Below are 22,250 nucleotides of genomic sequence, written 5' to 3' on the forward strand. Positions count from 1 at the left end.
TGCGTCCGCTGTTGGGACGCGGAGCGTCCCGGGCTGCATTCCCACGCGGAGCGTGGGAACGATCAGTCACAATCAGTCGCGAAAGGGATTACTTGCCAGGTGTCAGCGTCAACCGCGTCTTCCCATACACCTTGTCAAAGTTCTGCGGTTGCATCGGCAAACTCATGTATTGCCCCTTGAGCCAAGGATCAATATTGTCGAGGTAGTTCGAACTTGCCGGATTGCCGGATTGCCCAGTGCCGTTCTGCCCCATCAGCGGTTCGGCCTGACCGAAGTCGACGATAAAGCGCATGGCCGGTGCCAGGGTGGTGTTGAAATCCTGACCCCAGGCGAACGCCGAGGTATTGAGCGTGGTGTGATCGCCACCCGCCGCGAATGGACCGCGCACGGTCTGGCCAGTGGCATTTTTCCATTCATAGCGGTGCAGTTTGCCCCACTGCCAGGCTTTGTGATCGCCGCCCAACTGACTGTCGCCAGCGCTGATCGCCGCCGCCAGACTGCGGGCGAGGATCGCCGGTTTGTCTTCTTTCTGCGGTGTGCGAGCGTCATCCCAGAACGGACTGTCCTCACGCCCCAGCAGGTGATCGGCTTGGGCCGCGTAGGACAACTTACCGTTGGCGACAAAGGCTTTCCACGCCGGGCTGCTTTCCGGACCCAGTTCATCGAGGAAAATCTGTTGGGTACTTTGCTGCAGGAACAGCTCATAAATCGCCGCATCGGCGGAGGTCGGGCTGAGTTTGCCGTCGAAGGCCATCAGGCGGGTATACGCCTCGCGAGCCTTGCCGCGATCCGCCTCAGGCAACGCTTCGATGGCCTGCTTGAGCGGCTGGGACATGCTCGGTGCTGCAAACATTTTCTTCAGTTTGGCGGCGAAGGTGGTGGTCTGATCGTATTGCATGGCGATCACGCTGCGCGTGTCGTGTTTGCCCACGCCCGCCAGTTCGGCCATGCGTTCGCCACGCTCCGGCGCTGACCAGGAGTTGGACAGTTGCATGCCGTAGCCATGGGGAATGACTCGCTGGTTGGCGGTGCCGAGCCAGCCTTGGGTCGGATCCTGGTCATAGGGATGGAGCATCGGGTCGGCGTAACCGTCCCAATCGTAACGACCTTCCCAGCCCGGCGACGGCAGCAGGCCTTCACCTTCGCGACGGTTCGGATAGCGACCGGTGACTTGCCAGCCGATGTTGCTGGCGTCGGCAAATACCAGGTTCAGCGCAATGGCGCGGATTTCACGGCTGGCGTCCGAGGCTTTCTCGACGGTCTGGGCACGGGACAGGTCGAAAAACGCGTCCAGTGTCTTGTCGTCGGTGAAGTTTGGCGTCTGCAAGGCCAGGCCGAACCCATTGGCCAGCGTCGTGCCTTGGGCACTGTTGAGCAGCGGGCCGTGACGGGTTTCGTACACCACTTCGCGAATCGGCCGCTGGCCTTTGACGAAGTAGGTTTCGTTACGCACGATCGCCGGCTGCCATTTGCCGCCCACCTCGTAGGAAAGTCCGTTGCCCTGGCGTTTGATTTTTTCCAGGAACAGGTCCTGGTTGTCGCCCATGACGGTGGTCATGCTCCACGCCACTTTGCCGTTGAAACCGCCGAGCACCATTGGCAAACCGGCAATCGTCACACCAGACGCCTGGTACTTCGGCGCGCGAATCTGTACGTAACTGAACAACGACGGCACGCCCAGTGGTCCGTGGCTGTCGCTGGCCAGCAGGCTTTTGCCGCTGCGGCTGCGTTGCGGGCCGATCGCCCAGTTGTTCGACGAGGTGGCGCCCAGCAGATTCAGATCGGACAGTTGGCTCGTGGCTTTGCTGATGTCGGCCAGGCCCGGGATTTGCCCGTTGAGCTTGATGCCCTGAAGTTTTTCAGTTTCGGCCACCGGCAGTTTTTCATCGGGGGCTGACGGCGTCAGCCACGCGAGTTTGTCGGTGCTGACGGTCTGAGCCAGCGTCAGTGAGGAAATTTCCTCGGGCAGGTTGGCCGATTGGCTGAAGTTCAGCAGGCAGAAAATCAGCGCTGAATCTTCTGGCTTCCAGTATTCAGGTTTGTAACCGGTGGCCGCGAGGTCTGCTGGCAACTTGTCGCGGTAGCGGAACAGGTAGGCGTTGACCCCGCGCGCATAAACTTCGAAGAAGCGTTTGAGGCGCGGTGATGACGCTTTGTACAGCTCGCCGGCGCTTTTCTTCAGGTTGACGGCGCGCATGAAGCGATCAGCGTCCAGCAGGTCCGGACCGGATATCTCCGACAAACGGCCCTGAGCCAATAGGCGCAGGGTGACCATTTGCGTAATGCGGTCGCTGGCGTGGACGTAACCAAGGGTGAACAAGGCGTCGTGGAAGGTGCTGCTTTCGATCAACGGCATGCCCATGGCATTGCGGCGTACCGAAACGTTCTGCGCCAGACCCTTGAGCGGCTGCACGCCGGTGGTCGACGGGAGGGTGTCCTGGGTGTTCCAGGTCTGACAACCGGTCAGGCTTAAAACACCGGCCACTGCTGCGGCAACGCCGAACCGGGGAAGAAAATGTGTAAGGGCTGGCGAGGCCATGGCAAAGCTCCTGCGGGGGTAGTGGTGCCCGGCCTCGAAAGTCGCTGTTCACTTTTGACGGCGTCTAATGTCGCCAGACTGCCGCTCCTCGCCATAGCGGGCTATGACTCGTCGCGGCGCCTTGTCTGACAACATCAGCCACTCGTCAAAAGATGAACGGACTTCCGAGGCCGGGCACATTAAAGGCGCTACGTTAGTGAGCAGGAGGTGGCCGCGCAAGCGGCGGCGGGGTTATTTCTTCACCTGTGGTGGTTTCGGACCGCTACGCGGTCCAACGGAGGCAAGCCCCCTCGCCACAGGGGATTGCGTCGTTTTTCAGGATTCGTCCTGTTTGCATTCGATAGCTTGCCTGTAAAAGGAGGTGATGTTGAAGTGCGTGAAATTCAATGACCCAGCATGAGAACAACCGGCATGGAGCTCAAAACGAACGCGGCGCTGATCATCATCGATCAACAAAAAGGCATCCTGCATCCCAAATTGGGTCGCCGAAATAATCCTCAGGCCGAGGAGCGAATCCTCGATTTGCTAACGCATTGGCGGCGAACCGGGCGACCGGTGATTCACGTGCAGCACCTGTCCCGGTCGCCGGATTCGGTGTTCTGGCCGGAGCAGTCCGGGGTGGAGTTTCAGGCGCGGTTCCAGCCACGAACCGGCGAGCTGCTGATTCAGAAACAGGTCCCGGATGCGTTTTGTTCGACCCGTTTGGAGGCGAGTTTGCGCGAGGCTGGGATTGATCAACTGGTGATTGCTGGCGTGGCGACTAACAACTCGGTGGAGTCCACGGCGCGAACGGCCGGGAATCTTGGGTTTGATGCGTGGGTGGCGGAGGATGCGTGTTTTACCTTCGACAAGGCTGACTACTTTGGTAAAGCCCATACAGCCGAGGAAGTGCATGCGATGTCGCTGGGTAATTTGCAGGGCGAATATGCGACGGTCGTGAGCACTGCGCAGATTTTGTAGGAGCGAGGCTTGCCCGCGAAAAGGGCGCCTCGGACATTCAGGCATACCACGTCATCGTTCTTCGCGGGCAAGTCGGATCGCCGCACCGCTCGCTCCTACGCAGCAGTGCGTCAGTGCGTCAGTGCGTTATGCGCCGTGGCACTTCTTGAATTTCTTGCCGTTGCCGCAGGGGCAAGGGTCGTTGCGGCCGACGTCTTTCAGGGCGTTGCGCACCGGTTCCTGGTGGGCGTGGCCGCAGTTCGGACCGTGAACATGGCCGTGGTCGTGATCATGGTGGTCGTGATGGTCATGATCGTGGCTGCAGTCAGGGCCATGGACATGGGGTTGCTGGGTCATCGGTTTTGCTCCGGAATTAAATCGGCGGGGATTATCACGCCATTACGCGCCAGGTGCACGTAGTGCGCGATGAATAAACCGGTTTCCAGTTCACCTTCCAGACGATAGGGGATGGGCTGCTCGGGTTTTTTCAGCAGTTTCACCAGCTCCCGGACCTTGGGCCACAGATTGGTGCGGATCGGCACTTTAAAGTAGGCACTGCGCTTGGGACCGACCGTGAACCAATGTTCGTGCTCGCCTTCGCTCAGCAGCATGTCGCCCAAGTGAATGCGGTACTCGATGCCTCGCACCGTCAGGTCACTGTCGTTGGGGTTGTCGACGCGAAAGTGCAGGAGGAATCGTTGCTGCATCAGTTTGGCCTGGACCACTTCGACCTTGACCAGATGCACCTGCGGCTCCGGCAGATCGTCGCCGAACCAGGACGCGCAGCCGCCGAGCCCCAGAAACAGAAGCAAGGTGAGGGTTTGAAAGACGCGCCGTTGACTGAGCATTGAGTAACTCCCTTTGATGCCCAGTCTAGTCTCTTGCGATTACTTCAACTGCTGAAATAACCCGCACAACACTTCTTGAATTTCTGTCCGCTGGCGCAAGGGCACGCATCATTGCGTCCGGCCTTGAGTTGTACGGTGGGGTCGATGAAATACCAGTGGCCGGCGTTCTGCACGAACGACGAGCGCTCACGGTGGCTGTGTTCACCGCTGCCGTCGTGCCAGCGCGCGGTGAAAGTCACGAAGGCGTGTTCCGGCTGACCGCCGAAGACCTCCGAGCTTTCCACTTCAAGACCCAGCCAGGTGCTTTGGGCGCTCCAGTCGCTGATGGACTGTCGATCGAGGCCGGCCTGTTGCGCGGGCAGGGTGGTTGTCACTAGGTAATCGATCCGCCCCAATACATAGGCGCTGTAGCGCGAACGCATCAAGGCTTCGGCACAAGGCGCAAGATGGCCGGCATGGTAATGACCGCAACAGGCATCAAGCAGGGAGCCGCTGCCGCAGGGGCAAATGGATGTACTCATTGCGTTACCACCAATATTTCCCGAAGTTTTCCGGATTGGCCCAGAACCGTGAGTTTAGCCAGTCGGGTACTTGTTTGTAGTCAAGCAAATCATAGGTGAACAGGGTCAGCACTTGATCGTCGCGCTGGAAGCGTTCGCTGGCCTGCAGGGCCAGGGAGAAAAAATCGGTCTCCTGCCAGCCGCTGGCCGGCAAGTCCGCCAGTACCGCGATGCGACTGGCGTTGAGGTTACGGATCCCGCCAAGCAGGTTCAGGCCATCGCGTTTGGGCAAATGCTCGAGGCAATCGACCACCAGCGCCAGGTCAAACCGGCGCGCGGCCAATTCGTCAGGCAACACCCCGGGTGCCGCGTGTGCAACACAGGTGTCCGGGTGCGCCAGCTTGAAGGCCTCAAGCGCGGGGAATTCGCTGGCGCCAATCAGCAACAGGCGCGCGGGGGCGTAACGATCAAGTAAAGCGGCCAACGCCTGCTGGGGCGTGCGCGAAGAAATACCTGCAATCATCGAAGTTCCTCAATCAGAGCTGCCAAGACTAGCCTGCTCAAGGGACCGGGCCTAGAGGTGGTTCTCCCAAAAGCGTCGATCTACCGTAAACACGGGGCAAAACTGCAATGGCCTATTGCTGGCGGAGATTAAAACTCGGGTCTTTACTACCTGAATCGGTTCTATGCCGATCCCCTCAGGAGAAAACCAGATGAGCATAGTTCGCACAGCATTACCCTTGGTTCTGCTAACCAGTGTGTTGACTGGTTGCGCAGGTTTGCAGAAAACCGACTGGCCGACTTGTGCGGCGGTCGGTGGTGTCGTGGGTGCAGGTCTCGGCGCGACCGAGAGCTCGGCATGGGCGGGGTATGGCGCGCTGATCGTCGGCGGCACGGCTGCGGCCTATTGCTGGGTTCACGGTGATGGCGACGAAGACGGCGATGGCGTGCCGGATAGCCGCGACAAGTGCCCGGGTACACCTAGAGGCGTACAGGTCGATGCCGACGGTTGCCCTCCACCGGTTCCTGCGCCAGTGGTCGAAGAAGCGGCCGTGGTTAAAGAAGAAGTCATCGTCATTCGCGATGTTCATTTCCAGTTTGACAAGGCCACACTTACCCCTTCCGATAAAGATGTACTAAACACAATCGCCACTCGCCTGAAGCAGGAATCGAGCACTGCCCAGTTGAGCGTAACCGGTCACACCGACAGCGTGGGTAGTGATACCTATAACCAGAAACTGTCGGATCGTCGTGCGCACTCGGTGGTCGAATACCTGATTTCCCAAGGTGTACCCCGCAGCGAATTCGTGTCTGTTACCGGTGCCGGTGAAAGCCAACCGGTCGCTGATAACAATACCGCTGACGGCCGCTCGATGAACCGTCGCACGGAAATCAAAATCAACCGCTAAACCCCTCGTACTCCGCGGCTTGTGCAGTCGCGGATGCGGGTCTTTACTCCTGTGTAACCGGCATTGGCCGGTAACACAGGAGCTTTCACCATGAGTGTTCTCACACGGACCGTCTTGCCGGTTGTGCTGCTTGGCAGCCTGTTGACCGGTTGCGCTACTCACAGCGATGGCACCGCCCCCCTCAATCAACGAACCTGGCCAATTTGCAGCGTTATCGGCGGTCTGGTCGGTGGAGGTCTGGGCGCTCTTCAAAGTAGCGGTTGGGCGGCCGGTGGAGCGGCGCTTGGTATATTGACCGGTGGCTTGATCTGTTACGCCCAGGATGGCGACGAAGACGATGATGGGGTCTTCGATCGACGAGATCGCTGCCCTGATACACCTGCCAATACCCCCGTCGAACATCATGGTTGTCCATTACCGCAGTACCCGGCCAGCGTGAAGCCCGAACCTGCGCAATCCGAAGTCATCACCCTGAGCGACGCTGGCGACGTACTGTTTGCCTTCAACCAATCCGACATGACCCCCGCCGCGAAGAGTCAGCTGGATTCGCTGATGCCCAAACTGCAAAGCGCCGATGTGGTGAGCATCAAGGTGATCGGTCATACCGACAGCCAAGGCTCGGACGCCTATAACCAGGCACTTTCGGAACATCGCGCCAGTAGCGTGGCGTCCTACCTGTTGAGTCAGGGACTGGCGCCGAACAAACTCACCAGCGAGGGCAAGGGCGAAAGTCAGCCGGTGGCCGATAACGAAACGGATGAAGGACGGGCGGAGAACCGTCGGGTGGAGTTGCACATCAATCGCTGAGCCCCGTGATAGAGCCGTCGGGCGACAATTGAGGTCGGTCCGGCGGCCATTCGGCGGCCTTAATGAAGAATTTTCCTTTGGCCTCTGGCTTATCCCGCGTGGAAGCCGGTACTGTGCGCGCAAAGAATAATTCTCAACGGGGGGCGCGTATGAACGTGTTTTGGGCGCTGGGGAAGTTGTTGACCCTGCTGTTCTGGCTGGTGGTGCTGGTCAATCAGCTCACGCCGTTTATCAATCCTCTGCATCTATTGGTCGATCTGGTTGGCAGCCTGTTGGCGCTGCTCCATTTTCTGGAGGCGGTGTTCTGCTACCGCAGTCTCAGAGGTCGCGCTCACCCTTGGCGTGATCGCCTGAAAATCCTCTTTTTCGGCGTTTTCCACCTGCAAACCATCCCGGCTCCCACCGTACCGAAGGCTTCCCATGCGTAAACTATCTCTGCTCGCCGCACTCATCAGCCCATTGGCTTGCGCTCAGGTGGTAAGCGTCGAAAGCAACTCCTTGATGCGCTTGCCCAACACCGCCAGCACCTTGCAGCTGGAACGCCTGGAAGTGGCCGATTACGGCACGTTGTTGATTCCTTCAAATGTGACCGAGGTCACCGTCGGTGAATTGCGCCTGGGTCGTGAAGCGCGGATCGCCATCGTACCCAGCGAACAGCCGCTTGAGCTGAGGGTCAGTCGTGCGCAGCTGTCCGAAGGCAGCCAGATCACTGCTCGCGGTGCGCCGGGGACTTACCTCAAGGCGGCCCGCTCCGGGCGGAACCTGAATTTGCAGATCAAGACACTGAGCGCGCCACTATTGTTGGTGGACGCTCGCGGCGGCGCGGGCGCACCGGGTTTCGTCGGTCTCGATGGGGCCAATGGTCAGGCGCCGGGTTGTACCTGGGGTCAGGCCGGTCGCGGTGCTGATGGCAGTAATGGCAGCGACGGTCAGCCGGGAGCACCGGGTGCGCTGGTAAGGCTGGAAGTGCCGCGCGATTACCCTGCAGAACAGATCAAGGTCCAGGTGGCCGGCGGTGCCGGTGGCGTGGCCGGGCCTGGCGGCAAGCCGGGAGCGGGAGGCAAGGCCAAGGGCTGCTTCGTCTACAAGGCCGATGGCGGAAAAAGTGGTCGTCCAGGTACTGATGGCCAGCCAGGGGCAGCGGGTGCGGCGGGTTCGGTGACCGTGCAGCAGTTGTAACCCTTTAACTGATTATTCCCACGCTCTGCGTGGGAATACAGCCCGTGACGCTCCGCGTCACTGGACGCGGAGCGTCCCTTGAGGCATTCCCACGCAGAGCGTGGGAACGATCACAGCATCGGCCGCGCCGCAGCAATCGCCACCAGCCCCAACCCGACAATCAGATTAATCCCCACCATCTTGCGAATCCTCCCCAGCACCGAGGCCCCCGTCGGCCAATCCTGCGCCGCCACCGCCGTGCGCAACTCCGGCAACAACAACGCCTGAATCCGGATAAACAGCGCCGTCATCACCACGTACAACCCCATCATCACCTGCACATACCGCGGCGCCGCGTCAAAACCGCTGTACTGCAAATGAATCATGCCCACACCGCTGATCGGCAACAGCACCACCGCGACCCAGACCCAGCGGAAAAAACCTTGAAACACTTCTACCCACAGCTTCAAACGGGCCGGGCCTTCCAAAGCTGTCATCGCCGCGGGACGCAAGACCATCCACGCGAAAAACATGCCGCCAACCCACACCAGGGCTGACAGTACATGCAGGGTATAAACTAGACCAAAAGGTGTCATTGAGGTACTCCGTTCTGCGCGGGATTAATTAGCGGGGTATGATAGCGGCCGATCCGAACCACTGAAAATTTATCCAGCGTTTTTTGCGCCCGACAATCCATGATCAGCACCGAACTCAAAACCACGATCCAGGGCGCCTACTCGCGTTTTCTCGAAGCCAAGAGCCTCAAACCGCGCTACGGCCAACGCCTGATGATTGCCGAAATTGCCAAGGTCCTCGGTGACATCGACACCGACGACGAAGGCCGGCGCAGTGGCGACCCCGCGATTGTCGCGGTGGAAGCCGGCACCGGTACCGGTAAAACCGTGGCCTACAGCCTGGCCGCAATCCCCACTGCGAAGGCCGCCGGCAAGCGTCTGGTGATTGCCACGGCCACCGTGGCCCTGCAAGAGCAGATCGTCTACAAGGATTTGCCTGACCTGATGCGCAACAGCGGGCTGAATTTCAGCTTCGCCTTGGCCAAGGGGCGCGGGCGCTACATGTGCCTGTCCAAGCTCGACATGTTGCTTCAGGAAGGTCACGCGCAAACCGCCACGGCTCAGCTGTTCGAAGAAGAAGGCTTCAAGATCGAGGTCGATGAGGCCAGTCAGAAACTGTTCACCAGCATGATCGAGAAACTCGCCGGCAATAAGTGGGACGGCGACCGCGACAGTTGGTCGACCGCACTGGAAGATGCCGATTGGGCGCGTCTGACCACCGATCACAGCCAGTGCACCAACCGTCATTGCCCGAACTTCGGTCAGTGCGCCTTCTACAAGGCCCGCGAAGGCATGGGCAAGGTCGACGTGATCGTCACCAACCACGACATGGTCCTGGCCGACTTGGCGCTGGGCGGCGGTGCCGTGCTGCCGGACCCGCGCGACACCCTCTACGTGTTCGACGAAGGTCACCACCTGCCGGATAAAGCCATCGGCCATTTCGCCCATTACACACGTCTGCGTTCGACCGCCGACTGGCTGGAAACCACCGCCAAGAACCTCGCCAAATTACTGGCCCAGCATCCGCTGCCGGGCGACTTGGGCAAGTTGATCGAGCAGGTGCCGGAACTCGCGCGGGAGATCAAGACACAGCAGCAATTCATGTTCACCGCCTGCGAGCAGGTCGCCGATTTCAAGCCCGGCGAAGACGTCGAAGGTCGCGAGCGGCCGCGTCATCGCTTTGTCGGCGGGGTCATTCCCGAGCACATGCGCGAAATGGGCATCGAGCTGAAGAAGGGCTTTGCTCGTCTGACCGATGTCTTTACCCGACTGACCGAACTGCTCAAGGAAGGCATGGACGGCGAAGTTAACATCGGCATTGCCAGCAATCAGGCTGAAGAGTGGTATCCGCTGTTCGGCAGCCTGTTGTCGCGCTCTTCGGGCAACTGGGAATTGTGGGGCGCTTTCACCGCTGAAGACCCGGAAGACAACCCTCCAATGGCTCGTTGGCTGACCCTGGCCGAAAGCGGTTCGCTGTTCGATATCGAGGTCAATGCCAGCCCGATTCTCGCGGCGGAAATGCTTCGTCGAAACCTGTGGAACGTCGCCTACGGCGCTCTGGTGACGTCGGCGACCCTGACCGCCCTCGGCACCTTCGACCGTTTCCGCATGCGTGCCGGCCTGCCGAAAAAAGCCGTGACCGCGGTGGTCCCGAGCCCGTTCCATCATGCCGACGCTGGCGTGCTGCGAGTGCCGGATCTGAAGGCTGATCCGCGAGACGCGCCGGCCCACACCGCGGCGATCATCCGCGACTTGCCAGCCTTGGTGGAAGGTTCGCGTGGCACCCTGGTGCTGTTCTCCTCACGCAAGCAGATGCAGGACGTGTTCGACGGCCTCGATCGCGACTGGCGCAAGCAAGTGTTCATTCAAGGCAACCTGTCGAAACAGGAAACCCTGAACAAGCACAAGGCACGGGTCGATGGCGGTGATTCCAGCGTGTTGTTCGGCCTGGCGAGTTTTGCCGAAGGGGTCGACTTGCCCGGTGCGTATTGTGAGCACGTGGTCATCGCGAAGATTCCGTTCTCGGTGCCCGACGATCCGGTCGAAGCGGCCCTGGCCGAGTGGATCGAGGCTCGGGGCGGCAATCCGTTCATGGAGATTTCGGTGCCGGATGCTTCGCTGAAGCTGGTCCAGGCCTGCGGTCGCTTGCTGCGCACCGAAGAAGACCGCGGCACCATCACCTTGCTCGATCGACGTCTGGTCACCCAGCGTTACGGCAAGGCAATCCTCAATGCGTTGCCTCCCTTCCGTCGTGAAATTTCCTGATACAGGGCTGGGTAATTTTGCCCAACCCGTTGTCTATCTCTCAGCCATCGCTTTTCCACTGGCCATTGTTGGTCGTTAGGGAGAACTTCGTTCTTATGATCCGCCGTTCGTTGCCCGCTATTTTCGCTCTGATGTTTGCAGCCCCCTTGCTGGCAGCCCCTGCCGGCCAACAGACGCTGTTCAACTTTGTGCGCCCCGCCGACGTGGTCCAGGTGGCGACTCAGGACGCCAGCCTGCCGCAATCCAATGCCGAGCAAACGGCTGAGGGCGAAGTGTTGCGTCGGGTGACGTTCAACCCGGTGGCACAACCGACTTTGCGTCTGGCCCCGCAGACCGGCGCCTGGGACTGGTCGCAGTCGGGCTTCATGAGTTTGCGGATTCAGAGTGCAATGAACTGGGCCGTGACCCTGTACGTGAAAATTCAGAGCAACGACGGCAAGACGCTGATAAGCCGCGTCGACTTGCCGGCCGGCCCTGCGCAAACTTTATGGGTACCGCTGCAGCCCTTTTCGCCATTGAGCCTCGGCCTGAAAGCTGGCCCGCCGATGCCGATGATGTTTGAGGGGCAACGCGTATTGCTGGCCAGCAGCGTCGGTGAGCTGGAGCGCAGCCAAGTGGTATCGGTGACCTTGTCGATGGATCAGCCGAAAGTCGCCCAAAGTATTCTGCTTGAGCGCTTTGGTGTGCAGGACGACGATACGCTCACCCAAGCGGCTTTTGGCGGCCTTGTAGACGCTTACGGCCAGTCAACCCGGACCAAATGGCCAGAGAAAGTCAGCAGCGACGAGCAACTGAAAAGCGCCGCCGCCAAAGAACAGCAGCAACTGAAAACCTGGCTGGCCGAGCGCGAGAAGTCGTCCCTGGACAAGTTCGGTGGCTGGAACAAAGGTCCGGCATTCAAGGCTAGCGGCTTTTTCCGCACTGAGAAGCGTGACGGTCGCTGGAACCTGGTGACCCCTGAAGGGCATCCGTTTTATTCGCTCGGGGTCAACACTGTCACTCCAGACGTCAACCAGACTTACATCGCCGGCCGCGAATGGATGTTCGAATCCCTGCCAAAACCCGACGAGCCGCTGGCCAGCCACTATGGCGAAGGCGACAACCGCGGTGGCAACGGTGTCGATCAGGGCCGTGGATATAACGCCGGTCGCTGGTACGACTTCTATGGTGCCAACCTGCAGCGCTTGTATGGCGAACCTTGCGCACTGGGCCGCGACACCAAGGCCGGTGTCGCCGAAGCCGCCAAGGCTGACGCCGTTGAGGCAACGGCCGATAAGGCCGCTGAGCAACCCGCTGCTCCTTCGACCGCCGAATCCGGTGTCGCCGAAGCAGCCAAGACCGGCGCAGTTGAAGCGACGGCCGCGAACACTGCTGAGAAAATACCCGCCGAACCCTGCAAAGCGGTTGTCGATGAAAAACAATGGGCCAGCCACACGCTTGATCGCCTGCAAGCCTGGGGCTTCAACACTATCGGCAACTGGAGCGCCCCGGCGCTGGCCAACGCTGTTCGTGTGCCGTACACATTGCCGCTGTCGATTGTCGGCGATTACGCCAGCATCAGCACCGGCACCGATTGGTGGGGCGGCATGCCCGACCCTTTTGACCCGCGTTTCGCCATGGCCACCGAACGTGCCGTGGCCATTGCCGCCCGCGACCATCGCGACGATCCATGGCTGATCGGTTACTTTGCCGATAACGAACTGGCCTGGGCCGTTCCCGGCGACGACCCGAAAGCCCGCTACGCCTTGGCATATGGCACGTTGAAGATGACCACCGACGTCCCGGCCAAACGTGCGTTCCTCAAACAACTGCGGGACAAATACCGCAATCAGGCGGGCCTTTCCAAAGCCTGGGGCATTGATTTGCCGGCCTGGGAATTGATGGAAGACCCGGGCTTCGTGCCGCCGCTGCCAAGCGCCGAACACCCGGAAATCGAAGCCGACTTCAAATACTTCCAGAAAGTCTTCGCCGACACGTACTTCAAGACCATTTCCGACTCGCTCAAGTGGCACGCGCCGAATCAGCTGTTGCTGGGTGGCCGGTTTGCCATCAGCACTCCTGAAGCGGTTGAGTCCTGTGCCCAGTATTGCGACGTGCTGAGCTTCAACATGTACACCCTGCAACCGCAGGACGGTTACGACTTCGCCAAACTGCGCAGCCTGGACAAACCGGTGCTGATCACGGAGTTCAACTTCGGCTCCGCGGATCGCGGCCCGCTCTGGGGCGGCGTGACGCAATTGGCGAAGGAAGAGGACCGTGGGCCGGCTTACGCTAATTTCCTCAAACAGGCGATGAGCGAACCGTCGATCGTCGGGGTGCACTGGTTCCAATACCTCGATCAACCGGTTGCCGGTCGTCTGCTGGATGGCGAGAACGGGCACTTTGGTTTGGTGGGCATCACCGATCTGCCGTTCCAGGGGTTCGTCGATAGCGTACGCAAGAGCAATTTGCAGACCGTCGATCAGCTCGGTAAAGAAGCCGAGAAGGCCAAGGCTGAAGCGGATAAAGCTGGTCACGAAGCTGAAGGCGGCAAAAAAGGCGATACTGGCAAAAGCGCAGGGCAGGGCGCTGGACATGCGGGCGGGCATTCTGGCAATGGTCACTGAGTGCTGACAGGTACGTTGAATTTCTAAGTGTTTTTCGCCGGGCGGTATGGCGACCGCCCGGCCCGCCACAGTTCCCAAAACCTTCCAGGGCTGGAACAATGCGGGCCACTTTGTAGAGTGTTTATCCAGAGGAGTTGCGGGTGCAGATTCAGGGTTATTACGATCTGAAGTTCGAAGCGGTGCGTGAAGCTTTTGCGGCGCTGTTCGACGATCCTCAGGAACGCGGCGCAGCGCTGTGCATCCAGATCGGCGGTGAAACCGTCGTCGATCTTTGGGCCGGTAGCGCCGACAAGGATGGCGCTGAAGCCTGGCACAGCGACACCATCGCCAACCTGTTTTCCTGCACCAAGACCTTTACTGCTGTGACTGCCCTGCAACTGGTGGCCGAAGGCAAGCTGCAACTGGATGCCCCGGTGGCTCGCTACTGGCCGGAGTTCGCCGCCGCTGGCAAAGAGTCGGTCACCTTGCGTCAATTGCTCTGCCATCAGGCCGGTCTTCCGGCGGTGCGTGAGCTGCTGGCCCCGGAAGCCCTGTATGACTGGCAAACCATGGTTGACGCCTTGGCCGCCGAACAACCGTGGTGGACGCCGGGAATCGGTCACGGTTACGCCGCGATCACCTATGGCTGGCTGGTCGGTGAGTTGTTGCGTCGTGCCGACGGTCGTGGTCCGGGTGAGTCGATCGTGGCGCGGGTCGCGAAGCCTTTGGGGCTGGATTTCCACGTCGGTCTGGCGGATCAAGAGTTCCATCGCGTGGCGCACATCGCTCGTGGCAAGGGCAATGTCGGCGACGCCGCCGCCCAGCGCTTGTTGCAAGTGACTATGCGCGAGCCGACGGCCATGACCACGAGGGCGTTCACTAACCCGCCGTCGATCATGACCAGCACCAACAAACCCGAGTGGCGACGCATGCAGCAGCCGGCCGCCAATGGCCACGGCAATGCCCGCAGCCTGGCCGGGTTCTATGCCGGGCTGCTCGATGGCCGCTTGCTGGAAAGCGAAATGCTCGACGAGCTGACGCGCGAACACAGCCTCGGCGACGACAAGATTTTACTGACCCGGACCCGTTTCGGCCTGGGTTGCATGCTCGATCAACCGGACGTCCCCAACGCCACCTACGGCCTCGGTCCTCGTGCGTTCGGCCATCCGGGTGCCGGCGGTTCCATCGGCTTTGCTGACCCGGAACACGATGTGGCTTTCGGCTTTGTGACAAATACCTTAGGGCCGTACGTCTTGATGGATCCGCGCGCGCAAAAGCTTGTGCGGGCACTGGCCACTTGTCTGTAAATCGCGCTCAGGGGTTTCAGGTCCGGAACCCCAAGGCTTCTGTGGTTTCCAAGCGTCTGTTTATCCGGGTCAATCCGGCCTGATACTTCAATACTTCATTTTGTGGATATCCAATGTCTTCCAATAAAACGCTCGCTTTGGCCCTGTGCTTCGCTATTACCGGTTGCGCACAAACTCCACAAAATGACTCGGATGGCAGCAGCTGGTGGCCTTTCGGTTCCTCCGACAAAGTCGCTGCTAAAAACCCGGCTCCGGCTCCGGCTCCGGCTTCGACCCCGGCACCCCTGAAGCCTGCCGCGACTGCTCCGGTAGCCAAGACTGAAAGCTCCAGCCATTGGTACTGGCCGTTCGGCTCCGATGATGCCGCCGACAAGACCCCGGCCAAGCCAGAAGTAAAACCAGAGGTAAAACCTGAAGCCAAACCTGCCGCTGTGACCAAGGCTGAGGCCGATGCAGGTGGCAAATGGTGGTGGCCGTTCGGTGGCAAAGAGCAAAGCACCGCCAAAGCCGTGCCGATGCCCGATCCGAAAGTCACCCAGGCCTGGCTCGATGACTACGAACCGCGCCTGCGCGAAGCGATCAAGGGTAGCAATCTGCAACTCGAGCGCCGTGAAAACGTCTTGGTGGTGACCGCGCCGGTAGAAGGCTCGTTCAACCCTGACCGTCCGGCCATGTTGCTGCCGGTGACCCTCGGCCCGTTCACTCGCGTCGCGAAAATCCTTGAAGTTGATCCAAAGTCTGCCGTGCTGGTGCTCGGCCACAGTGATACGTCGGGCGCCGCACCGGCCAACGTGAAACTGAGCCAAGAGCGTGCCCAGGCCGTGGCGGCGATCTTCCGCCTCAGCGGTCTGCAGCGTGATCGCCTGATGCTGCGCGGCATGGGTGGCGAAGCCCCGCGTGCTGCCAACGACAGCAATGAAGGCCGTGCCTTGAACCGTCGAGTGGAATTGCTGGTGACCCCGCAAAACACCATGGTTGCGTTGCTGAGCAAGTACAACATGCCGGCCCCGGCGCCAGTGAAGATGGTTGCTGGCCAGGACATCAAGCCAGTGGTCAAGCCTGTTACTCCTGCACCGGCCGCCAAGAAAGCAGATGTACCTGCCGCGAAAAAGGCCCCGGCCAAAAAAGCCGCCGCCAAGAAAGCGCCAGCTAAAACCGCGACTCCGGCGAAAAAGACCGCTCCGGCCAAAGCCGCTGCCGACTCGAAAAAAGCCGCCGCCGCTGCTGCCGACGGCGACGCCACAAAGAAGTGATTCGTTAACCAAAAGGAATGCGCCATGACCCAGGGCCTGGCTGATATGCGTCGCGACTACACCCGTGATGGCCTGACCGAGGCACAAGCCCCGGTCGAGCCATTCGGGCTGTTCCATCAGTGGTTTGCCGACGCGGTGAAAACCGAGCAACCTCCGGTGGAGGCCAATGCCATGACCCTGGCCACCGTCGATCAGGACGGTCGGCCGCATTGCCGCATTCTGCTGCTCAAGGGGCTGGACGAGCAGGGCTTCACTTTCTTCACCAACTACGACAGCGCCAAGGGCCAGCATCTGGCCGCGAACCCGTTTGCCGCCATGACCTTTTTCTGGCCGGCCCTGGAGCGCCAGGTGCGCATCGAAGGGCGGGTGGTGAAAGTCACGCCTGAAGAGTCCGACGCCTATTTCCAGGTCCGTCCACTGGGCAGCCGCCTCGGTGCCTGGGCTTCGCCTCAGAGTCGGGTGATCGCCGATCGTGCCGAACTGGAAGCGCTGCTCAAGGACACCGAGCAACGTTTCAGCGACACGCAACCTCATTGCCCTGAGCACTGGGGTGGTTACCGTTTGTTACCGGAGCGCATCGAGTTCTGGCAGGGCCGTTCGAGCCGCCTGCACGATCGCCTCAACTACCGTTTGCAGGGCGCCAACTGGATTCTTGAACGTCTGGCACCCTAAACAGTCTACCGATCAAGATAGCCTGCCGCAGCGGCTTCAAGCCACTGGGGCAGGTTTCGGCGCTTGATCTTCTGCGCTTGAGCGTTCGCCAGTTGCTGGAGCATGAAAGCCTTTTTCTGCTCGTCTTTCCCCGCCAGTGCCAGCGCCAGATCGCGGTCCATCCAGCGTTTGATCCGCACGTATAACCACCAGTGGAAGTACAGACCGGCGACGGTGGTGACGACAATGATGAAGTAATCCATGAAAATCCTTGGTTCAGTGGCGCAGATTGCGGAATTTGCCGCTACTGTGTGTCAAGTTCGTGGTAGCGCCCTGTACCGGGCCTGAATCAAACCAATTTTATCCGGGCAAGGCCGTGACAGGCGTCAAGCTGCGGAGTTTAATGAATACCTGTCCTTTGGAGTTGATGCTATGCGTAAGTCTGTTCTGCTGGTTGCTTCCTTTTCCACGATGGCGATGTTGCTCACTGGATGCCAATCGAGCCTGACCGGTGACTCCTACTCCCGTGACGAAGCGCGTCGCGTGCAGACGGTTCGTATGGGCACCATCGAATCGCTGCGTCCGGTGAAAATCGAAGGCACCAAAACCCCGATCGGCGGCGCAGCTGGCGCAGTCGTCGGCGGTGTCGGCGGTAGCGCCATCGGCGGCGGTCGCGGCAGCATCGTAGCAGCCGTAATCGGCGCAGTCGCCGGCGGCCTGCTCGGTTCGGCCACCGAAGAAGGCCTGACCCGCGCCCAAGGTGTGGAAATCACTGTTCGCGAAGACGACGGCAGCATGCGCGCCTACGTGCAACAGGTTCAGGAGAATGAAGTATTCCGTGTGGGTGAGCGGGTGCGGATTGCTACTGTTAATGGGACTAGCCGCGTTTCGCATTAAGCGGGAACGGGTAAAAGAAAACCCCGATCAGGTGACTGGTCGGGGTTTTTTGTGTCTGCTGCCTTCACACATTGCACGTGAGTTGGAAGTAATGGTCTGGGTCGTGGATGGACTTTCCTATCAGCCGTTCGATCGCTGACAGTTGCAACTGGGACAGGTTATAGCCTTCCCAGCCTTGCTGATCTGTAATCCATCCCATGATGATTTTCAGTTGGTCATCCGATCCGTCGGGTAAATCTTCCTCGAACGCGAGGAATTCGGTTTTGATATCGAAGGCTTCTACACGATAAATCAAAACTCGGTGTCTCCTGAGGTCATCCTGTTATAGGTAGGTCAAATACCTCTGCTGGATCACCAGCTCTCGCGGTAATCGAAAGATAGTTGGTAATCGTGGGTTGCCAAGTCAATTAGGTGGCGAAAGAGGGGTTGAATAATATCGATCCAATGGCTGCCAACATCAAAACCTCCATTATTAATATTGTTTTCGACGGGGATGCCGAGAGCATTCAGTATTGACTCATCGTCGCCTAAATCTTGGGAGGACTCTTCGCCCTGACAAAGTTCAGTTTGCTTGTCATACCATTCCAACCTTAGCTTCAGTCCCATCGTCGTCTCACAAGTATTTTTTGGGGATGTTGCGTTTAGATTGAGCATCGTCACGTCGCTCACCAGTTATGGGGTCAAATGCTCCCAAGTGGCTTCCATCACTAGCGCGATACTCTTCCAGCTCACCATGCATAGAGTCCCACTCATAGATCCTCTTACCCTTTGCATCCGTCCAACGTTCTCTGAGTCCCCCGCCTCCTATGACAGGGTTCATTTTCTTGGCTTTTTTTAGACCAGGAAATGCACTGATATCCTCAGTTTTTGGTGCTGGATGATACTTGTGACCGGCTGCTGGCAAGCCTTTACGAGGAGCGCTGACCACAACATATAGCGGCGACACCCCGGAACCAACCGGAAACACAAGAATGAAATCCTTGTAATCAGGCGGATAAACCGGGTTCACGATGATGTTGTCAGCCGCTTTCGTCGGCGGATAAACCCAAATATGCGGGGCTTGCGGAGCTGCTTCCAGCGCGGGAATCCCGAGGGTGTCGGAACCATCCACAGCCGGTGTCCAGATCAGCTCAACACCATCCCCGAGATCCGCCACCTGCTGACTGCCGCGTAATGCGAACTGCACGACATCGACCATTTCCCAATCGCGGTTCTTGCCGGTGTAAAACCCATAGCCTTTGAGACTGCCGTCAGCCTGTTGCTCTACCTGTAGTCGAACGCGGGTTCTGGCCTGGTTCAGGGTGCGCAATTGATCTTCGGTGTAGAGGGCGCTGTCGCCCAGGCTGGGCGTCCAGAACGCTGCAACCACCGCGGCCAATACGGTGGCTCCAGCAGCACCGACTGCTGCGGCCGGAACGGCGAGAGCCGGCGCGCTGAGTGCAAGGCGGCCCATGCCGAGCGAGAGGGTGCTGCCGCTAATCGTTTCAAGATTCAGCAGCCCGGCATCGTCTACCTCGCGAGCGCCGAGCCAGGCAACTTCTCCGTAGTCCTTGAGGCTGTCGGTGGGCACCATTCCCGAAGGATTCGAGTAATCGATGATGGCGTCCGGCAGCTTGCAGGACTTGGCAAAGACGCATCCGGCGCGAACGGCTTCGTGCTTTTTGGCCACGACCTCACGACTCCGTTCGAAGGCGTCTTGCCTCGCGAGCATGGCGTCGTAAGCGTTTTGTCGGGCGTCGCGCTCGGCCAGTTCGGTGGCCGTCATGAAGCGGTGCGTGACGTGATGACCGTCGCCTGACGGTGGGTTTTTAACCCTGGGGACTTCCTTGTTGCCAGCCACTGATCTTCCTTGCGTTCGTACGTCGACAGCCCTCAAAAAAGGAGCTGTGCGACGTTAACGAACGTGGCTAATCGTGGCTGTAGGACGAATCCTGAATGTTGCTAAGAGTGTTCTCTCTCTCAGGACTGCAGCGCAGTGCGCTTGCGACTCGCTGCCGCCGTCACCGCATAACCAATCAATGCCGCCAGTATCGAACCGGTCAAAATCCCCATCCGATCCATCCCGGCGTATTCACTGGCGCCGGGCACGAAGGCCAGGGAGCCGACAAACAGGCTCATGGTGAAACCAATGCCGCAGAGGATCGCAACGCCCAATACCTGGCCCCAATTGGCGCCTTGGGGCAGGGCGGCGATGCCGATTTTCACCGCCAGCCACGTCAGGCCGAAGACGCCGAGGGTCTTGCCCAGCAGCAGGCCAACCGCGATGCCCATGGGCACCTGGTGGGTGAAGCTTTCCATGGTCACGCCACTCAGGGACAGGCCGGCATTGGCGAAGGCGAACAGGGGCAGGATGCCGTAGGCCACCCATGGATGCAGGGCGTGTTCGAGGGTCAGCAGTGGCGAAGGTTCGGCGTTTTTCGTGCGCAACGGAATGCAGAAGGCCAGGGTCACACCGGCCAGTGTCGCGTGGACACCGCTCTTGAGGACGCAGACCCAGAGGATCAGACCGATGATCATGTACGGCCCGAGCTTGACCACGCCGAGCCGGTTCATCGCGATTAGCGCCACAATGCACGCCGCGGCCAGCGCCAGTGACAGGGTCGATAGCGTCCCGGAATAGAAGATCGCGATGACGATGATGGCGCCGAGGTCGTCGATGATCGCCAGGGTCATCAGGAACAGCTTTAGCGAAACCGGCACGCGTTTACCGAGCAAGGCGAGTACGCCAAGGGCGAAGGCTATGTCAGTGGCCATCGGGATGGCCCAGCCACCCAGGGCTGCCGGGTTGTCGCGGTTCAAAAACCAATAGAACAGCGCCGGAACCACCATGCCGCCAATCGCCGCCGCGCCAGGCAGGACGATTTGCGACGGTTTCGACAGTTGACCATCAAGGACTTCGCGCTTCACTTCCAGGCCGATAAGCAGGAAGAACATCGCCATCAGACCGTCGTTGATCCACAGCAACAAAGGCTTGGCGATTTTCAGTGCGCCGATCTGGGCGACTACGGGGGTGTCCAGCAGGCCGTTATAAAGCCACGACAGCGGGGAATTGTTGATGATCAACGCCAGGGCTGCGGCTGCGATCAATAACAGACCGCTGGCAGCTTCCAACTGAAAGAAACGCGTGAACGTGTTACGCAGAGGCAAGGTCGCTCTCCATCGATGAATTCAAAAGGTGGCACACCCTAACCCGTACCGTTAGTTGTTAAAACAAAAGTTATATTCTTTTTTGTTATATGCCGTTACAACGCGAACAGCCGGGAAGGACCTGAGCCTAGCAGTTACCGAACGTATTGGACCTCAGCTGTACCTGTGCGTGATGTAGGTTTTTTCCTAAGCTTGAGGAATGAGCCTTGCGACAAGGCCGACTCTTGCCCGATTCGACGAGAAAACTACCATGAGCGACAACCGACAGTGGGCCCGCGAAGCCATCCGGATCATCGAAGCCGACTTCCAGCGCAGCGCCGACACCCACCTGATCCCCTTGCCGCTGCCGGGTTTTCCGGGCATCGAGTTGTATTTCAAGGATGAGTCCAGCCATCCCACCGGCAGCCTGAAGCATCGGTTGGCGCGCTCGCTGTTTTTGTATGCGCTGTGTAACGGCTGGCTCAAACCCGGTGCGCCGGTGATTGAAGCGTCCAGTGGTTCGACGGCCATTTCCGAGGCGTACTTCGCCCGTATGCTGGGTTTGCCGTTCATTGCGGTGATGCCGGCGAGTACCTCCAAGGAGAAGATTGCGCAAATCGCCTTCTACGGCGGCAAAAGCCATCTGGTCGACGATCCGACACAGATTTACGCCGAATCCGAACGCCTGGCTCGCGAACACGATGGGCATTTCATCGACCAGTTCACCTACGCCGAGCGCGCTACCGATTGGCGGGCGAACAACAACATCGCCGAGTCGATCTTCCAGCAAATGCGCTTCGAACGGCACCCCGAGCCGAGCTGGCTGATTTCCAGCCCCGGCACGGGCGGCACCACCGCGACGCTGGGCCGTTACGTGCGTTATCGCCAACATTGCACCCGCGTGCTGTGTGCCGACGCCGAGCGTTCGGTGTTCTTCGATTACTACCAGACCGGCGACGCTAGCCTGTGCCTGGACCATGGGTCGCGGATTGAAGGCATTGGCCGGCCGAGGGTGGAAGCGTCGTTCCTGCCCAAGGTGATCGATGCGATGATCAAAGTGCCGGACGCCCTGTCACTGGCTGCCATGCATTACCTGGCCCAGCGTTTGGGCCGTCATGTTGGCGGGTCGAGCGGGACCAACCTGATCGGCGCCTTGATGGCGGCCCAGCAGATGGTGGCGGCGGGAGAGTCGGGGTCGATTGTGGCGATTCTGTGTGATGGCGGCGAACGCTATGCCACCACCTATTACGATCAGGATTGGCTCAAGGCTCAGGGGTATGAGTTGAGTGGTTTGATGGATGCCGTGGCGGCGAGTGTCGAACGCGGCGAGCCGCTGCCGGATACCGTGCTCCGCGCCAATATCTGACCCGATGATCGTTCCCACGCTCTGC

The 22,250-nt window shown here is 59.7% G+C and carries 23 protein-coding genes; 12 read left to right on the forward strand and 11 right to left on the reverse strand.

The window, feature by feature from the left end; translation table 11 throughout:
• Positions 1-88: 88 nt before the first annotated feature.
• Entirely contained in the window at positions 89-2,539 is a 2,451-nt protein-coding gene (locus ACYZT0_RS02770; protein ID WP_462044527.1) for a penicillin acylase family protein, read from the reverse strand.
• A 411-nt stretch (positions 2,540-2,950) separates the two neighbouring features.
• Here ACYZT0_RS02770 and ACYZT0_RS02775 point away from each other — a divergent pair, with 411 nt between their 5' ends.
• Positions 2,951-3,499: a cysteine hydrolase family protein gene (locus ACYZT0_RS02775; protein WP_462044528.1), complete on the forward strand. Its 549-nt coding sequence runs from the start codon at positions 2,951-2,953 to the stop codon at positions 3,497-3,499.
• Positions 3,500-3,625: 126 nt separating this feature from the next.
• Here the strand turns inward: ACYZT0_RS02775 and ACYZT0_RS02780 are convergent, their stop codons facing one another.
• The 4 genes from ACYZT0_RS02780 to ACYZT0_RS02795 are packed head-to-tail and all read right to left on the reverse strand — an operon-like array spanning position 3,626 to position 5,349.
• Positions 3,626-3,835 (reverse strand): SEC-C metal-binding domain-containing protein, encoded by a 210-nt coding sequence (locus tag ACYZT0_RS02780; RefSeq protein ID WP_462044529.1) that lies wholly within the window; start codon positions 3,833-3,835, stop codon positions 3,626-3,628.
• Positions 3,832-4,326 (reverse strand): LEA/WHy family protein, encoded by a 495-nt coding sequence (locus tag ACYZT0_RS02785; protein ID WP_462044530.1) that lies wholly within the window; start codon positions 4,324-4,326, stop codon positions 3,832-3,834. Before ACYZT0_RS02785 ends, ACYZT0_RS02780 begins: the two co-directional genes overlap by 4 nt.
• Positions 4,327-4,370: 44 nt before the next feature.
• On the reverse strand, positions 4,371-4,847 hold the full coding sequence (locus ACYZT0_RS02790; RefSeq protein ID WP_462044531.1) for a YchJ family protein: 477 nt from the start codon (positions 4,845-4,847) through the stop codon (positions 4,371-4,373).
• Positions 4,848-4,851: 4 nt separating this feature from the next.
• Positions 4,852-5,349 (reverse strand): DUF6231 family protein, encoded by a 498-nt coding sequence (locus ACYZT0_RS02795; RefSeq protein ID WP_462044532.1) that lies wholly within the window; start codon positions 5,347-5,349, stop codon positions 4,852-4,854.
• 190 nt (positions 5,350-5,539) lie between these two features.
• Here ACYZT0_RS02795 and ACYZT0_RS02800 point away from each other — a divergent pair, with 190 nt between their 5' ends.
• The 4 genes from ACYZT0_RS02800 to ACYZT0_RS02815 all read left to right on the forward strand — a co-directional run bounded on the left by ACYZT0_RS02800 (position 5,540) and on the right by ACYZT0_RS02815 (position 8,221).
• On the forward strand, positions 5,540-6,235 hold the full coding sequence (locus tag ACYZT0_RS02800; RefSeq protein WP_462044533.1) for an OmpA family protein: 696 nt from the start codon (positions 5,540-5,542) through the stop codon (positions 6,233-6,235).
• 90 nt (positions 6,236-6,325) lie between these two features.
• Entirely contained in the window at positions 6,326-7,042 is a 717-nt protein-coding gene (locus ACYZT0_RS02805) for an OmpA family protein (RefSeq protein WP_462044534.1), read from the forward strand.
• A 149-nt stretch (positions 7,043-7,191) separates the two neighbouring features.
• A complete protein-coding gene (locus tag ACYZT0_RS02810) occupies positions 7,192-7,470 on the forward strand; it encodes a DUF1145 domain-containing protein (RefSeq protein WP_462044535.1) in 279 nt (92 codons plus the stop codon).
• Positions 7,463-8,221 carry a collagen-like triple helix repeat-containing protein gene (locus tag ACYZT0_RS02815; protein WP_462044536.1) on the forward strand — a complete coding sequence of 253 codons (759 nt, stop codon included), beginning with the start codon at positions 7,463-7,465 and terminating at the stop codon, positions 8,219-8,221. Before ACYZT0_RS02810 ends, ACYZT0_RS02815 begins: the two co-directional genes overlap by 8 nt.
• A gap of 110 nt (positions 8,222-8,331) precedes the next feature.
• On the opposite strand, the gene ACYZT0_RS02820 is transcribed toward ACYZT0_RS02815, so the two are convergent.
• Complete coding sequence (locus ACYZT0_RS02820) at positions 8,332-8,796, reverse strand: CopD family protein (RefSeq protein ID WP_462044537.1); 465 nt, start codon at positions 8,794-8,796, stop codon at positions 8,332-8,334.
• 99 nt (positions 8,797-8,895) lie between these two features.
• Between ACYZT0_RS02820 and dinG the strand changes: the two genes are divergently transcribed.
• From dinG to pdxH, 5 genes are all read left to right on the forward strand, one after another.
• The gene (dinG, locus tag ACYZT0_RS02825; protein WP_462044538.1) at positions 8,896-11,040 is read left to right on the forward strand and encodes an ATP-dependent DNA helicase DinG; all 2,145 of its coding nucleotides are present in this window, start codon (positions 8,896-8,898) and stop codon (positions 11,038-11,040) included.
• Positions 11,041-11,135: 95 nt separating this feature from the next.
• Positions 11,136-13,646 carry a beta-agarase gene (locus ACYZT0_RS02830; RefSeq protein ID WP_462044539.1) on the forward strand — a complete coding sequence of 837 codons (2,511 nt, stop codon included), beginning with the start codon at positions 11,136-11,138 and terminating at the stop codon, positions 13,644-13,646.
• A gap of 140 nt (positions 13,647-13,786) precedes the next feature.
• Positions 13,787-14,932 (forward strand): serine hydrolase domain-containing protein, encoded by a 1,146-nt coding sequence (locus ACYZT0_RS02835; RefSeq protein WP_462044540.1) that lies wholly within the window; start codon positions 13,787-13,789, stop codon positions 14,930-14,932.
• A 113-nt stretch (positions 14,933-15,045) separates the two neighbouring features.
• The gene (locus ACYZT0_RS02840; RefSeq protein ID WP_462044541.1) at positions 15,046-16,185 is read left to right on the forward strand and encodes an OmpA family protein; all 1,140 of its coding nucleotides are present in this window, start codon (positions 15,046-15,048) and stop codon (positions 16,183-16,185) included.
• Positions 16,186-16,209: 24 nt separating this feature from the next.
• The gene (gene pdxH, locus ACYZT0_RS02845; protein ID WP_462044542.1) at positions 16,210-16,857 is read left to right on the forward strand and encodes a pyridoxamine 5'-phosphate oxidase; all 648 of its coding nucleotides are present in this window, start codon (positions 16,210-16,212) and stop codon (positions 16,855-16,857) included.
• Between the two features lie 5 nt (positions 16,858-16,862).
• Here the strand turns inward: pdxH and ACYZT0_RS02850 are convergent, their stop codons facing one another.
• Positions 16,863-17,099, reverse strand: a complete 237-nt coding sequence (locus ACYZT0_RS02850; protein ID WP_462044543.1) for a hypothetical protein — start codon at positions 17,097-17,099, stop codon at positions 16,863-16,865.
• A gap of 169 nt (positions 17,100-17,268) precedes the next feature.
• Here ACYZT0_RS02850 and ACYZT0_RS02855 point away from each other — a divergent pair, with 169 nt between their 5' ends.
• The gene (locus ACYZT0_RS02855; protein ID WP_462044544.1) at positions 17,269-17,733 is read left to right on the forward strand and encodes an outer membrane lipoprotein; all 465 of its coding nucleotides are present in this window, start codon (positions 17,269-17,271) and stop codon (positions 17,731-17,733) included.
• Between the two features lie 64 nt (positions 17,734-17,797).
• Here ACYZT0_RS02855 and ACYZT0_RS02860 read toward each other — a convergent pair whose 3' ends face one another.
• From ACYZT0_RS02860 to nhaA, 4 genes are all read right to left on the reverse strand, one after another.
• Entirely contained in the window at positions 17,798-18,028 is a 231-nt protein-coding gene (locus ACYZT0_RS02860) for a DUF7683 domain-containing protein (RefSeq protein WP_462044545.1), read from the reverse strand.
• 56 nt (positions 18,029-18,084) lie between these two features.
• Positions 18,085-18,339: a colicin E3-like toxin immunity protein gene (locus ACYZT0_RS02865; protein WP_462044546.1), complete on the reverse strand. Its 255-nt coding sequence runs from the start codon at positions 18,337-18,339 to the stop codon at positions 18,085-18,087.
• A gap of 7 nt (positions 18,340-18,346) precedes the next feature.
• Positions 18,347-19,573: a colicin E3/pyocin S6 family cytotoxin gene (locus ACYZT0_RS02870; RefSeq protein ID WP_462044547.1), complete on the reverse strand. Its 1,227-nt coding sequence runs from the start codon at positions 19,571-19,573 to the stop codon at positions 18,347-18,349.
• Positions 19,574-19,692: 119 nt separating this feature from the next.
• Positions 19,693-20,880, reverse strand: coding sequence for a Na+/H+ antiporter NhaA (gene nhaA / locus ACYZT0_RS02875; protein WP_462044548.1), 1,188 nt, complete (start codon positions 20,878-20,880; stop codon positions 19,693-19,695).
• Positions 20,881-21,130: 250 nt separating this feature from the next.
• On the opposite strand from nhaA, the gene ACYZT0_RS02880 reads away from it, so the two are divergent.
• A complete protein-coding gene (locus ACYZT0_RS02880) occupies positions 21,131-22,225 on the forward strand; it encodes a PLP-dependent cysteine synthase family protein (RefSeq protein WP_462044549.1) in 1,095 nt (364 codons plus the stop codon).
• Positions 22,226-22,250 lie beyond the last annotated feature (25 nt).

Source organism: Pseudomonas sp. ZS1P83 (assembly GCF_054897825.1).